This is a genomic window from Microbacterium aurantiacum (genome assembly GCF_040532595.1).
Taxonomy (GTDB): domain Bacteria; phylum Actinomycetota; class Actinomycetes; order Actinomycetales; family Microbacteriaceae; genus Microbacterium; species Microbacterium chocolatum_B.
This window is the reverse complement of the sequence record NZ_JBEVYX010000002.1, coordinates 513,341-527,597: the sequence shown is the minus strand read 5'-3', so window position 1 is coordinate 527,597 and position 14,257 is coordinate 513,341. Positions and strand designations below refer to the sequence as shown.

General features: G+C 68.7%; 11 protein-coding genes. 10 read left to right on the top strand and 1 reads right to left on the bottom strand.

Features of this window, described 5'->3' with window-relative positions; translation table 11 throughout:
- The first annotated feature begins 90 nt into the window (after nt 1-90).
- On the top strand, nt 91-708 hold the full coding sequence (gene coaE, locus ABXJ56_RS14740) for a dephospho-CoA kinase (protein ID WP_354000468.1): 618 nt from the start codon (nt 91-93) through the stop codon (nt 706-708).
- Here the strand turns inward: coaE and ABXJ56_RS14735 are convergent.
- A complete protein-coding gene (locus ABXJ56_RS14735) occupies nt 651-1,280 on the bottom strand; it encodes a DUF4126 domain-containing protein (RefSeq protein WP_354000467.1) in 630 nt (209 codons plus the stop codon). The two genes, coaE and ABXJ56_RS14735, sit on opposite strands and share 58 nt — an antisense overlap.
- Before the next feature lie 99 nt (nt 1,281-1,379).
- Between ABXJ56_RS14735 and uvrB the strand changes: the two genes are divergently transcribed.
- The 9 genes from uvrB (at nt 1,380) to tpiA (ending at nt 14,209) form a co-directional block, all read left to right on the top strand.
- On the top strand, nt 1,380-3,461 hold the full coding sequence (gene uvrB, locus ABXJ56_RS14730) for an excinuclease ABC subunit UvrB (protein WP_354000466.1): 2,082 nt from the start codon (nt 1,380-1,382) through the stop codon (nt 3,459-3,461).
- Between the two features lie 72 nt (nt 3,462-3,533).
- Nucleotides 3,534-6,434 (top strand): excinuclease ABC subunit UvrA, encoded by a 2,901-nt coding sequence (gene uvrA, locus ABXJ56_RS14725; protein ID WP_354000465.1) that lies wholly within the window; start codon nt 3,534-3,536, stop codon nt 6,432-6,434.
- Between the two features lies 1 nt (nt 6,435).
- Nucleotides 6,436-8,349 carry an excinuclease ABC subunit UvrC gene (gene uvrC, locus ABXJ56_RS14720; RefSeq protein WP_354000464.1) on the top strand — a complete coding sequence of 638 codons (1,914 nt, stop codon included), beginning with the start codon at nt 6,436-6,438 and terminating at the stop codon, nt 8,347-8,349.
- 51 nt (nt 8,350-8,400) lie between these two features.
- Nucleotides 8,401-9,282, top strand: a complete 882-nt coding sequence (gene rapZ / locus ABXJ56_RS14715; RefSeq protein WP_354000463.1) for an RNase adapter RapZ — start codon at nt 8,401-8,403, stop codon at nt 9,280-9,282.
- Between the two features lie 73 nt (nt 9,283-9,355).
- Nucleotides 9,356-10,333: a DNA-binding protein WhiA gene (gene whiA, locus ABXJ56_RS14710; protein WP_354000462.1), complete on the top strand. Its 978-nt coding sequence runs from the start codon at nt 9,356-9,358 to the stop codon at nt 10,331-10,333.
- A 123-nt stretch (nt 10,334-10,456) separates the two neighbouring features.
- Nucleotides 10,457-11,092 (top strand): superoxide dismutase, encoded by a 636-nt coding sequence (locus ABXJ56_RS14705; RefSeq protein ID WP_354000461.1) that lies wholly within the window; start codon nt 10,457-10,459, stop codon nt 11,090-11,092.
- A 104-nt stretch (nt 11,093-11,196) separates the two neighbouring features.
- A complete protein-coding gene (gene gap / locus ABXJ56_RS14700) occupies nt 11,197-12,207 on the top strand; it encodes a type I glyceraldehyde-3-phosphate dehydrogenase (RefSeq protein WP_354000460.1) in 1,011 nt (336 codons plus the stop codon).
- A 5-nt stretch (nt 12,208-12,212) separates the two neighbouring features.
- Complete coding sequence (locus ABXJ56_RS14695) at nt 12,213-13,427, top strand: phosphoglycerate kinase (protein WP_354000459.1); 1,215 nt, start codon at nt 12,213-12,215, stop codon at nt 13,425-13,427.
- Complete coding sequence (gene tpiA, locus ABXJ56_RS14690; protein ID WP_354000458.1) at nt 13,418-14,209, top strand: triose-phosphate isomerase; 792 nt, start codon at nt 13,418-13,420, stop codon at nt 14,207-14,209. Before ABXJ56_RS14695 ends, tpiA begins: the two co-directional genes overlap by 10 nt.
- Nucleotides 14,210-14,257 lie beyond the last annotated feature (48 nt).

Sequence of the window (14,257 nt, the reverse complement as noted above, 5' to 3'; positions counted from 1 at the left end):
GCGAGAAGGTCCGGCGCCCGAACGTCGGTCAGGATATCCCAGATCCTCCCGCATCCGCGGTGCCGGAGGGGTACATGACATGCTCGATCCATGCCTCTTGTCGCCCTCACCGGCGGGATCGCCTCCGGGAAGTCCACCATCGCCGCACGACTCGCGGAGCTCGGAGCCGAGATCGTCGACGCCGACCGGATCGTGCGTGACGTGCAGGCCCCCGGGTCCCCCGTCCTGGACCGCATCGTCGCCGCCTTCGGCGAGGACGTCATCGCCGAGGACGGCACGCTGGACCGGGCCGCCCTGGGTGCGCTCGTCTTCGCCGACGACGACGCCCGCGCGCGTCTCAACGCGATAGTGCACCCGGCCGTCCGCGAGGCGTCGGCTCGGCGATTCCGCGCTGCTCTCGCGGCCGACCCCGACCGGGTGGTGGTGTACGACGTGCCGCTCCTCGCGGAAGCCCGCGCCGACGACCCCTGGGACCTCGTCCTCGTCGCCGATGCGCCCGCGGAGATCCGCATCCGTCGCATGGTGGACCTGAGGGGGATGGGGGAAGCGGATGCCGCCGCCCGCGTCGCGGCGCAGATCGACGACGAGTCCCGTCGTGCGCTCGCCGATGTCGTCATCGACACCGCCGGCGACCTCGCAGACACGCGGCGTCAGGTGGATGCCGTGTGGGAGGCGCTCCCGTCGCTCATCGCCGCGCGGCGGCGCTGACGGCGTCGCAGTCGCGCAAGGCCCCACACCGCGGTCACGACGCCCCCCACCAGGATCACGAATCCGAGCAGCGGGGCGAGCAGGGCCAGGATCGAGAGCGCCAGGGAGGACGCGTCCTCTATCGACGACACCACGGGCGCGGCGACACCCGCCGTCGCGGCGTTCGCGACCGGCCGCGCGATCGCCTTGAGAGCGTGGACCCCGAGGGCGATGGCGATGCCGATGACGATGGGGATCCAGCCGCCGTCCGCCACGAGCGCCGACGGATCGTCGACGGCGACGGACTCGGCGCCGGCGCCCGCGCCGAAGACGACTCCGCCGGCCGCCGGTCGCACAAGGGTCTGGACGACGTCGTTGACCGAGTCCACCGCGGGGATCTTGTCGGCCACGACCTCGAGCAGGAGCAGGGCGCCGATGATCCACAGCGCGACATCGGAGGAGAGCCACGACCAGGCTGCGGGCAGCTGGACGGCCGGAATGAAGCGATCCGCGAGGCCGAGGACGAGGAGCGGCATCCACGCGTTGAGCCCCGCCGCGGCGGCGAGGCTCGATCCGACCATGAACTCCAGCACCTCTCCAGCCTAGGGAACGTCCGCTCTCGCGCGTGGGACACGCGTCCGCCTCCCGCGAACGCCGGGCAGCGTGTCGGAGGCCGCGCCTACCCTGGGGGAGTGCAGACCACGCGATCCGTCCGGCCCTTCGAGGTCATCAGCGAGTACTCCCCGTCCGGCGACCAGCCCCACGCGATCGCCGAGCTCGCCGCGCGCATCAACGCGGGGGAGACCGACGTCGTCCTCCTCGGGGCGACGGGGACAGGGAAGTCGGCGACCACGGCGTGGCTGGTCGAGGCCGTACAGCGGCCGACGCTCGTGCTGGCGCACAACAAGACCCTCGCCGCGCAGCTCGCCAACGAATTCCGCGACCTCATGCCCAACAATGCGGTCGAGTACTTCGTCAGCTACTACGACTACTACCAGCCCGAGGCGTACGTCCCGCAGACGGACACCTTCATCGAGAAGGACTCCTCCATCAACGCCGAGGTGGAGCGGCTGCGTCACTCCACCACCAACTCGCTCCTAAGCCGCCGCGACGTCGTCGTCGTGAGCACCGTGTCGTGCATCTACGGGCTCGGCGCCCCGGAGGAGTACCTCCGTGCCATGGTGGCGCTGCAGGTGGGCGAGGCCTACGATCGCGACGCGCTCATCCGCAAGTTCATCTCGATGCAGTACAACCGCAACGACGTCGACTTCTCTCGCGGCAACTTCCGCGTCCGCGGGGACACGATCGAGATCATCCCCGTCTACGAGGAGTATGCGATCCGGATCGAGATGTTCGGCGACGAGATCGAGGCGCTCTACATGCTGCACCCGCTCACGGGAGACGTGGTGCAGAAGATGGACGCGGTGCCGATCTTCCCCGCCTCGCACTACGTCGCGGGCACCGACACGGTCCAGCGCGCGATCGGGACGATCGAGGCCGAGCTCGCCGATCGGCTGAGCGAGCTGGAGAAGCAGAACAAGCTGCTCGAGGCGCAGCGTCTTCGCATGCGCACCACGTTCGATCTGGAGATGCTGCAGCAGCTCGGCTTCTGCTCGGGCATCGAGAACTACTCCCGCCACTTGGACGGGCGCTCGGCCGGCGACCCCCCGCACACCCTCCTCGACTTCTTCCCCGACGATTTCCTGCTCGTCATCGACGAGTCCCACGTGACGGTGCCGCAGATCGGCGCCATGTACGAGGGCGACGCCTCCCGCAAGCGCACGCTCGTCGAGCACGGCTTCCGCCTGCCCTCCGCGATGGACAACCGCCCGCTGCGGTGGGACGAGTTCAAGAACCGGATCGGACAGACGGTCTACCTCTCCGCCACGCCCGGCCGCTACGAGATGGGGATCGCGGACGGGGTCGTCGAGCAGATCATCCGCCCGACGGGTCTCGTGGACCCGCAGATCATCGTCAAGCCCTCGAAAGGCCAGATCGACGACCTGCTGGAAGAGATCCGCGTCCGCGTGGAGCGCGACGAGCGGGTCCTCGTCACCACGCTGACGAAGAAGATGTCCGAGGAACTCACCGACTTCCTTGCGGAGCACGGCGTGCGCGTCCGATACCTGCACTCGGACGTGGACACCCTGCGGCGCGTCGAACTGCTGAGCGAGCTCCGCGCCGGCGTCTACGACGTCCTCGTCGGCATCAACCTCCTGCGCGAGGGTCTCGACCTCCCCGAAGTGTCCCTGGTGTCTATCCTCGACGCCGACAAGGAGGGGTTCCTCCGCAGCGGCACCTCGCTCATCCAGACGATCGGCCGCGCGGCTCGGAACGTGTCCGGCGAAGTGCACATGTACGCCGACAAGATCACCGATTCGATGCGCAACGCCATCGACGAGACCGAGCGGCGCCGCGAGAAGCAGATCGCGTACAACCTCGAGCACGGCATCGACCCCACCCCGCTGCGGAAGAAGATCGCCGACATCACGGATGCCCTGATCCGCGAGGGCGAGGACACCAAGGCGCTCCTCGGACGCAAGGAGGCCGCGGCGACCAAGAACGGCAAGGGCAAGAGCCCGACCCCGCGCCTGCGCCGCGAGGGCATCGCGGCGGAGGGGGCGACGCAGCTCGAGGCGACGATCGCCGATCTGTCGGATCAGATGCTCGCCGCCGCATCCGAACTGAAGTTCGAGCTCGCGGCCCGCCTGCGAGACGAAGTGCAGGACCTGAAGAAGGAGCTGCGGGCGATGGAGCGTGCCGGCCACGCCTGAGTGCGCGTAGCGCTTCGCCGAGAGCGAAGCCACCCCGGACCCGGTGTCGGAGGCCGCGCCTACACTTGACGGGTGCCCATCGTCCCCGTCTCCTCCCATGCCCACTCGAGCGGAACGCTGTCCGTCCGAGGTGCCCGCGTCCACAATCTGAAGGACGTCGATCTCGAGATTCCGCGGGATTCCCTCGTCGTCTTCACGGGGCTGTCCGGATCGGGGAAATCGAGCCTGGCTTTCGACACGATCTTCGCCGAGGGGCAGCGCCGGTACGTCGAGTCGCTGAGCGCGTACGCACGCCAGTTCCTCGGTCAGGTCGACCGTCCGGACGTCGACTTCATCGAGGGTCTGAGCCCCGCGGTGTCGATCGATCAGAAGTCGACCAACCGCAACCCGCGATCGACCGTCGGCACGATCACCGAGATCCACGACTACATGCGCCTGCTCTGGGCGCGCATCGGCGTCCCGCACTGCCCCGACTGCGGCGCGCGGATCCAGCGTCAGACGGTCCAGCAGATCGCCGACCAGCTGATGGAGCTGCCCGAGCGCACGCGCTACCAGATCGTCGCTCCCGTCGTGACGCAGAAGAAGGGCGAGTTCGTCGATCTCTTCAAGGAGCTGTCTGCGAAGGGGTACGCCCGCGCCGTCGTGGACGGTGAGCTCATCCAGCTCGCCGAGCCGCCGACGCTGAAGAAGAGCTACAAGCACGATATCGCCGTCGTCATCGACCGCCTGGTGGCCGGACCCGACATCCTCACGCGCATCACGGATTCCGTGGAGACGGCTCTGGGTCTCGCGGGCGGCGTCATGCAGGTGAACTTCGTCGATGAAGAGGGCGACGACGCGTGGCAGTCGTTCTCCGAGAAGCTCGCGTGCCCCAACGGGCACCCGCTGCAGCTCACCGAGATCGAGCCGCGCACGTTCTCGTTCAACGCCCCGTTCGGTGCGTGCCCCGCGTGCTCCGGACTGGGGACGCGGATGTCGGTGGATGTCGACCTGATGCTGGGCGACGAGGAACTGTCCATCCGCGAGGGCGTGATCATCCCCTGGACGACGCAGGGCAAGGGACTGTTCCAGTACTACGAGCGTCTTCTGGAGGGTCTCGCCGCCGATCTCGGGTTCTCGCTGGACACGCCGTGGCGGAAGCTGCCGCAGCAGGTGCGGGAAGCCGTGCTCCGCGGTGAGAACTACAAGGTCACGGTCAAGTGGAAGAACCGCTACGGCCGCGAGATGCGGTACTCGTCCGGGTTCGAGGGCGTCGTGCCCTACATCGAACGGCAGTATCTCCAGGCCGAGTCCGACACGCAGCGGCAGCGGTGGGCGGACTTCCTGCGTGAGGTCCCGTGCCCGGTGTGTGACGGTGCGCGTCTGAAGCCGGAGGTACTGGCGGTTCACGTACACGGGCACTCGATCGCCGACGCCTCACGGCTGAGTCTCGCCGACGCGCAGGCCTTCTTCGCCGAGCTCGAGCTGACCGACCGCGAGGCGAAGATCGCCGCACAGGTCCTGCGCGAGATCCGCCTCCGCCTGGACTTCCTGATTCAGGTCGGACTGACCTATCTCAACCTGAGCCGGTCCGCGGGATCCCTCTCCGGCGGCGAGGCACAGCGCATCCGCCTGGCCACGCAGATCGGCTCCGGTCTGACCGGTGTCCTCTACGTCCTCGACGAGCCGAGCATCGGTCTGCACCAGAGGGACAACCGACGACTCATCGAGACGCTCGTCACCCTGCGCGATCTCGGCAACACCCTGATCGTCGTCGAGCACGACGAGGAGACGATCCACGCCGCGGACTGGGTGGTCGACATCGGACCGCGGGCCGGCGTCGACGGGGGAGAAGTGGTCCACTCGGGCCCGCTCGCTCAGATGCTCGAGGACCGCTCGTCCATCACCGGCGACTACCTCGCCGGTCGTCGGGTCATCCCGACCCCGCCGAAGCGCCGTCGCATCGACAAGAAGCGGCAGATCTCCGTCGTCGGTGCGCGCGAGAACAACCTGCGCAACGTGACGGCCGACTTCCCCCTCGGCGTCCTCACCGCCGTCACCGGCGTGAGCGGGTCGGGCAAGTCGTCTCTCGTCAACGATGTGCTCTACCAGGTGCTCGCGGCCCGACTCAACGGTGCGCGCACCGTGCCCGGACGCCACACGCGCGTGACCGGGCTGGACGACCTCGACAAGGTCGTGCACGTCGATCAGGCACCCATCGGACGCACCCCGCGGTCGAACCCCGCGACCTACACGGGCGTCTTCGACCGGATCCGCACCCTCTTCAGCGAGACGCTCGAGGCGAAGGCGCGCGGGTACCAGCCCGGTCGCTTCAGCTTCAACGTCAAGGGCGGTCGCTGCGACGCGTGCTCGGGCGACGGGACCATCAAGATCGAGATGAACTTCCTTCCCGACGTGTACGTGGACTGCGAGGTGTGCCACGGCAAGCGGTACAACCGCGACACCTTGAGCGTGCACTACAAGGGCAAGAACATCGCCGAGGTCCTCGAGATGCCGATCTCGGAGGCGGCCGAGTTCTTCGAGCCGATCCAGGCGATCCACCGCTACCTCAAGACCCTCGTCGACGTGGGTCTCGGCTATGTGCGGCTCGGGCAATCCGCGACGACCCTCTCCGGAGGCGAGGCGCAGCGCGTCAAGCTCGCCACCGAGCTCCAGCGCCGCTCGAACGGGCGGTCGATCTATGTGCTCGACGAGCCCACCACCGGGCTGCACTTCGAGGACGTCCGTCGCCTCCTCGAAGTTCTGGGCGGCTTGGTCGACAAGGGCAACACCGTCATCGTGATCGAGCACAACCTCGACGTCATCAAGTCCGCGGACTGGATCATCGACATGGGTCCCGAGGGCGGCTCCGGCGGCGGCCAGATCATCGCCACGGGGACCCCCGAACAGGTCGCGCGCGTCGCTGCGAGCCACACCGGCCAGTTCCTGGCCGAGGTCCTTCCGGGCGGTGCGGCGGTCCGTAAGGCGGGGTGACGTGGTCGTCGCCGAGAACGGGCGGGCCCGCGCGACACCGACGGTGTCGTACAAGCCCCGCCCGGGGGAGATCCCGACCAACCCGGGCGTGTACCGCTTCCGCGACGCCGACGGCCGCGTCCTGTACGTGGGCAAGGCGAAGAATCTGCGGGCTCGGCTCTCGAACTACTTCGCTCCGCTGCACACCCTGCACGAACGCACGCGGCGGATGGTGCTGTCGGCGGCATCCGTCGAGTGGACCGTGGTGCCGACGGATGTCGACTCGCTCCAGCTGGAGTACCAGTGGATCAAGGAGTTCGATCCGCCTTTCAACGTCCGCTACCGCGACGACAAGTCCTACCCCTTCATGGCCGTCACCCTCGGTGACGAAGCGCCGCGGGTCCTCGTCACCCGCAACCGCAAGATCCGGGGCGCGAAGTACTTCGGGCCGTACCCGAAGGTGTGGGCGGTGCACGAGACCATCGACCTGATGATCAAGGTGTTCCCGATCCGCACCTGCAGCGACGCGTCGTACAAGAAGGCCATGCAATCGGGACGCCCCTGCTTCCCCGGCCAGATCGGTCGCTGCGGAGGTCCGTGCTCAGGCCGGGTGACCATCGAGGAGCACCGGGCCATCGTCGAGGATTTCGTCGCTTTCATGGCCGGTGGCGACCAGCGCTTCACGAAGGACCTCACCGCGCGCATGCGAGCCGCGGCCGTCGCGATGGACTACGAGGCGGCGGCCGTCTACCGCGACCGGCTCCAGGCGATCGACGCCGTGCTCAACAAGAGCGCCCTCGTCCTGGCGGAGGACACCGATGCCGACCTGTTCGGCATCGCCGAGGATGAGCTCGCCGCCGCCGTCCAGCATTTCGTCATCCGCGGCGGCCGCGTCCGGGGCGTCCGCGCGAGCACGATCGAGAAGGAGCTCGACATCAGCGGCGCGGACCTCGTCGATCAGGTCCTCCAGCGCACATACGGCAATGCGGCCGGTGCGGACATCCCGCGGCAGGTGCTCGTGCCCGCGCTCCCGGAGGATGCCGCGGAGCTGACCGAATGGCTGAAGGAGCGCCGCGGGAAGAACGTGTCGATCCAGGTGGCGCAGCGCGGAGGCAAGGCCGACTTGATGAGGACGGCGACCTTGAATGCGCAGCAGGCTCTGATGGTCCACAAGACCCGCCGCACCAGCGATTACGTCGCGCGCACGCGCGCGCTGACCGATCTCCAGGAGGCACTCGGCCTCGCCGAGGCTCCGCTGCGCATCGAATGCTTCGACGTCTCGCATCTGAGCGGCACCAACGTGGTCGCCTCGATGGTGGTGTTCGAGGACGGCCTGCCCCGCAAGGATCAGTACCGGTCGTTCTCGGTGGCGGAGACCACCGACGACACCGATTCGATACACCAGGTGCTCACCCGTCGGTTGGCCTACCTGGACCGGCCCGAGCCCGAAGCCGAAACCGGGCTGGCGGGGGAGGGTGTCGCGCCCAAGCGCCCGAGGTTCGCCTACCGGCCGCAGCTTCTCGTGGTCGATGGCGGCCGCCCCCAGGTCCAGGCGGCCGAAAGAGCACTTCGCGATGCCGGGCACGAGGAGATCGCTCTGTGCGGGATCGCGAAGCGCCTCGAGGAGGTGTGGCTCCCCGGGGAGGAGTACCCGGTCATCCTGCCCCGCACGTCGGAAGCGCTGTACCTCCTGCAGCGTCTGAGGGACGAGGCCCACCGATTCGCCATCACGCATCAGCGCAAGCGTCGCCGACGCGACATCCAGTCGGTCCTGGCAGAGGTTCCCGGCCTCGGCGACGCGAGGATCCGTGCCCTCCTCCGCCACTTCGGCTCGGTCGCCGCACTCCGGGGGGCCACCGAAGAGCAGATCGCGGAACTGCCGGGCATCGGACCGAAGCTCGCGACCGCGATCCGCACGCATCTGTCGGGTGAGTGACCCTGCCCGCGGGTCGATAGGCTGGTCGGAGCGACCACGGAGGCCACATCCATGAGCGAGACCGAGCGCAGCGACACCGGCGAAGTCCTGATCGTCACCGGCATGTCGGGGGCGGGACGCTCGACGGCGGCGAACGCGCTCGAGGATCTCGGCTGGTACGTGGTCGACAACCTTCCGCCGCAGATGCTGCGCCCGCTCTTGGAGCTGACGAGCCTGGCCGGCGGTGTCCTCCCTCGCGTGGCCGTCGTCGTCGACGTGCGCGGTCGCGATCTGTTCTCCGAGCTGCCTGAGGCGCTGCGCGCACTGCGCGAGCGTCGGGAGATGCGCCTGATGTTCCTGGACGCGTCCGACGAGGCCCTGGTCCGCCGGTTCGAGGCTGTACGTCGACCGCATCCGCTGCAGGGCGACGGGACGATCGTCGACGGCATCCGCCGCGAGCGGGAGCGCTTGGCCGCGGTGCGGGAGAGCGCCGACGTCATCGTCGACACGACGCGGTACAACGTCCATCAACTGGCCACACGCGTCGTCGAGCTCTTCTCCGACGAGGGAGACGCCCGGCACACCCTGACGATCCTCAGCTTCGGCTTCAAGTACGGCGTGCCACCGGACGCCGACATGATCGCCGACATGCGATTCCTCCCGAACCCGTTCTGGGAGGAATCCCTGCGCGCCCTGACGGGTGAGGACGCCGCGGTGCGCGACTACGTCCTCGGGCAGCGGGGCGCCGTCGACTTCCTCGACGCTTACGCGGGCGCGCTGACCCCGGTGCTCGCCGGATACCAGCGCGAGAACAAGCGTCATTCGGTCATCGCCGTCGGCTGCACCGGCGGCAAGCACCGGTCGGTCGTGATGGCCCGTCAGCTCGCGGAACGACTCGAGAGCCTCCCCGGCGTCGCCGTGCGAGTGCGCGATCGCGACCTCGGTCGGGAGTGACGGCGGCGGCAGGATCGACCGCGCGCGAGTAGGCTGGTCGATCGTCCCCCACACCTGACCGACGAGGAGCCCCGTGTCGCTGACCGCCGATGTGAAGGCCGAGCTGATCACCGTGCGCGACCCGCGCCCGACGGCTCGGGTCGCCGAACTCACGTCGCTTCTGCGGTTCTCGGGGGGTCTGCACTCCATCGCGAACCGTGTCGCGGTCGAGGCGGAGGTCGACTCGGACATCCTCGCGCGACGCACTGCCCGCGACCTGATGGAGATCTACGGCGTCCGCCCCGAGCTGGTCCACGTGCAGGGGTCGGGCGGCCGCGGCGGGAGCCACTACGCCGTCCGTGTCATCGAGGGCGGAGAGACGCTCGCCCGTCAGACGGGACTCCTCGATCAGCGCCGCCGACCGGTGCGCGGTCTGCCGAACAAACTGACCACGGGGAACCGTGGCGACCTCGCCGCCATCTGGCGCGGGGCCTTCCTCGCCGCGGGCGCGCTGAGCGAGCCCGGCCGATCCGCTGCGCTGGAGATCACCTGCCCGTCGTCCGAGGCGGCGATGGCGCTCGTCGGCGCGGCGCACCGGCTCGGCATCCCCGCCAAGGCCCGGGAGGTCCGCGGGGTGCCCCGCGTCGTGGTCCGCGAGGGCGAGGGCATCCGATCCACCCTCGCCGCGATGGGGGCACGCAAGGCCGCAGAGGACTGGGACCAGATGCGGCAGCGACGCGAGGTGCGTGCCGGCGTCAACCGCCTGGTCAACTTCGACGACGCCAACCTGCGCCGCTCCGCGCAGGCGGCCGTCGCGGCGTGCGCTCGCGTCGAGCGGGCGATGGAGATCCTCGGCGAAGAGATCCCGGACCACCTCCGCCAGGCCGGCGACCTCCGGCTCGCCCACCGCGACGCCTCCCTCGACGAGCTCGGCCACCACGCGGATCCGCCGCTGACGAAGGACGCCGTCGCGGGTCGCATCCGCCGGCTGCTGGCCATGGCCGACAAGAAGGCCGAGGCCGAGGGCATCCCCGGCACCGAATCCGCCGTGCCCGCCGGCGTCGAGGACTGACACATAAACCACGCCCCTGCGGGAAGCAAGTCCTGCCCCGCGTGGTTGGCGCTCAATAGGATGAACCCGTCACCCTCGCGGCGCCGAGGATCGTCGGCGCCGCGCCGATAGGAAGAAGAGAACATGGCGAAGTACACCTTGCCCGACCTCCCCTATGACTTTGCGGCTCTGGAGCCGCACATCAGCGGCAAGATCATGGAGCTGCATCACGACAAGCACCACCAGGCGTACGTGACCGGCGCGAACACCGCGCTCGAGCAGCTCGCCGAGGCCCGCGAGAGCGGCAACCTCGCGAATGTGAACAAGCTCGAGAAGGATCTGGCGTTCAACCTCGGCGGACACGTCAACCACTCGATCTTCTGGACGAACCTCGCTCCCGCGAGCGACGGCGGCGGCGGAGAGCCGGAGGGCGAGCTGCGCGCGGCGATCGACGAGTTCTTCGGAGGCTTCGACTCGTTCAAGGCGCACTTCACCGCGGCGGCGACCGGCATCCAGGGCTCGGGCTGGGCCGTGCTCAGCTGGGACCCGATCGGCGAGCAGCTCATCATCCAGCAGCTCTTCGACCAGCAGAGCAACACCGCCCAGGGGACCATCCCGGTCTTCCAGCTCGACATGTGGGAGCACGCGTTCTACCTCGACTACCTCAACGTCAAGGCGGACTACGTGTCGGCCGCCTGGAACATCGCGAACTGGCAGAACGTGGCGCAGCGCCTCGATGCCGCTCGTGAGAAGACTGCGGGCCTGCTGGTACTGTCGTAAACGGTGTGGGCGTCCCGGCGGGATTCCCCGCCGGGACGCCGTTGTCCACTGTCTGAATCGCACCAACCGCGCGCTCGCGCACGACACTTCTCAGGAGAAACTCCGTGGCTGTCAAGATCGGTATCAACGGCTTCGGCCGTATCGGACGCAACTTCCTCCGCGCGGCCCTCGAACAGGGCGCGGACCTGGACATCGTGGCGGTGAACGACCTCACCGACAACAAGTCCCTGGCACACCTGCTCAAGTACGACTCCGTCGGTGGACGCCTCTCCGAAGAGGTCTCGTACACCGAGGACTCCATCACCGTCGGCGGCAAGAGCATCAAGGTGTTCGAGGAGCGCGACCCCGCCAACCTCCCCTGGGGCGAGCTGGGCGTCGACATCGTCATCGAGTCGACCGGTCGCTTCACGAAGGCGGCGGATGCCGGCAAGCACATCGCGGGCGGCGCCAAGAAGGTCCTCATCTCCGCGCCCGGCACCGACGTCGACGGCACCTTCGTCATGGGCGTCAACGACGGCGAGTACGACCCGGAGACGATGCACATCATCTCGAACGCGTCCTGCACCACCAACTGCCTCGCCCCGCTCGCCAAGGTCTTCAACGACAACTTCGGCATCGAGCGCGGCTTCATGATGACCGCGCACGCCTACACCGCCGACCAGAACCTGCAGGACGGTCCTCACAGCGACCTGCACCGCGCGCGCGCGGCCGCCCTCAACATCGTCCCCGCGGCGACCGGAGCGGCCAAGGCCATCGGCCTCGTGCTTCCCGAGCTGAACGGCAAGCTCAGCGGATCGTCCTACCGGGTCCCCGTCCCCACCGGCTCGATCGTCGACCTGACGATCATCACGCCCACCGAGGGACTCACCAAGGAGACCATCAACGCGGCCTACGAGAAGGCTGCGGCGGAAGGCGCCCTCGTCGGCTACCTGAAGTACAACACCGACCCGATCGTCTCGACGGACATCGTGCACGACCCCTCGTCGTCCGTGTTCGACGCCGGCCAGACCAACGTCAGCGGCAACCTCGTCAAGGTCTCCGCCTGGTACGACAACGAGTGGGGCTACTCCAACCGCCTGGTCGACCTGACCTCGCTCGTCGCCGCCAAGCTCTGATCGTCATGGCACTGCGCACCCTCGACTCGCTGGGTTCGCTTGCCGGCAAGCGCGTCATCGTCCGTGCCGACTTCAACGTCCCCCTCAAGGACGGTCGGATCACGGACGATGGCCGCGTGCGGGCGGCGCTTCCGACGCTGAACGCCCTCATCAACGCCGGCGCTCGCGTCGTCGTGTGCTCGCACCTGGGACGCCCCGACGGCGCGCCGGATGCGAAGTACAGCCTGGCGCCCGTGGCCCAGCGCCTGTCTGAACTCCTCGGAACGCCCGTCGCCTTCGGGCGGGACACCGTCGGCGAGTCGGCGCGCGACGCCGTGGCTGCGCTCGAGGACGGGGACGTCGCGGTCATCGAGAACCTCCGGTTCAACCCCGGCGAGACCGCGAAGGACGACGGTGTCCGCCGGGCCTTCGCGGAAGAGCTCGCCGCGCTCGGCGACGTGCTCGTCTCGGACGGGTTCGGTGTCGTGCACCGCAAGCAGGCGTCCGTGTACGAGCTCGCGGAGATCCTGCCCTCCGCCGCCGGCCTCCTGATCGAGAAGGAGGTCGACGTCCTCGACCGCCTGACGGAGAAGCCCGAGCGCCCCTACACGGTCGTGCTCGGCGGGTCGAAGGTCAGCGACAAGCTCGGCGTCATCGAGCACCTCCTCCCGCGGGTGGATCGCATCCTCGTGGGTGGCGGCATGCTGTTCACCTTCCTGGCGGCCAAGGGGTTCCGCGTCGGATCGAGTCTCCTCGAGAAGGACCAGATCGACACGGTCACCCGCTACATGACGACCGCCCTCGAGCGGGGGGTGGAAATCGTGCTCCCCGTCGATGCGGTGATGGCCTCGGCGTTCTCGGCGGATGCCGAGCACGTCGTCGCGCCCGCTGACGCTCTGGAGGAGACCGCCTTCGGCGACGCAGGTCTCGGTCTGGACATCGGGCCGGAGACCGCTCGCATCTTCGCCGACGCCGTCCGCTCGAGTCGCACGGTCTTCTGGAACGGCCCGATGGGCGTGTTCGAGATGCCGGCATTCGCCGCAGGCACGAAGGCGGTCGCCGAGGCCCTGACCCAGGTCGACGGGCTGTCGGTGGTCGGTGGGGGAGACTCCGCCGCGGCCGTGCGCCAGCTCGGTTTCGCCGATGACGCGTTCGGTCACATCTCGACCGGCGGCGGTGCCAGCCTCGAGTTCCTCGAGGGCAAGAAGCTTCCCGGACTGGAGGTCCTCGGATGGCAATGACCACACGGATGCCGCTCATCGCGGGCAACTGGAAGATGAACCTGGACCACCTGCAGGCGGTGGCGTTCGTGCAGAAGCTGCACTGGACGCTCAAGGACGCCGGCCACGACCACAGCACCGTCGAGGTGGCCGTGTTCCCGCCGTTCACCGACCTGCGCACGGTGCAGACGCTCCTCGACGCCGACAAGATCCCGTTCGGTCTGGGCGCACAGGACCTGTCCACGCACGACTCGGGTGCGTACACCGGTGAGATCTCGGGTGCGTTCCTGTCGAAGCTGGACGCGCGCTACGTGATCATCGGGCACTCGGAGCGCCGTGAGTACCACGCGGAGGGGGATGACGTCGTCGCAGCGAAGGTGCAGGCCGCACTGCGTCACGGTCTGGTTCCCGTCATCTGCGTGGGGGAGACCAGCGACGACCTCGAGAAGTTCGGCGCGAGCGCCGTCCCCGTCGCGCAGCTGCGTGCCGCGCTCGAGGGCGTGGCCGCCGATGCGGACATCGTCGTGGCCTACGAGCCGGTCTGGGCGATCGGGTCGGGTCAGGCGGCGACGCCGGACCAGGCGCAGGACGTCTGCGCGAAGCTCCGCGACGTCGTCGCGGAGGTGCTGGACGCCGACGCGGCCGCGCGCACGCGTGTGCTCTACGGCGGATCGGTGAAGGCGGCGAACATCGCGGGCTTCATGCGGGAACCCGACGTGGACGGGGCCTTGGTCGGCGGCGCCAGTCTGCTGGTCGACGAGTTCTCCTCGATCATCCGTTTCCAGAAACACGTCGGCGTCTGACCCCGCCTATACTGGGAAATCGTGCGCCCCGACGGGCGCGGTGAAAGG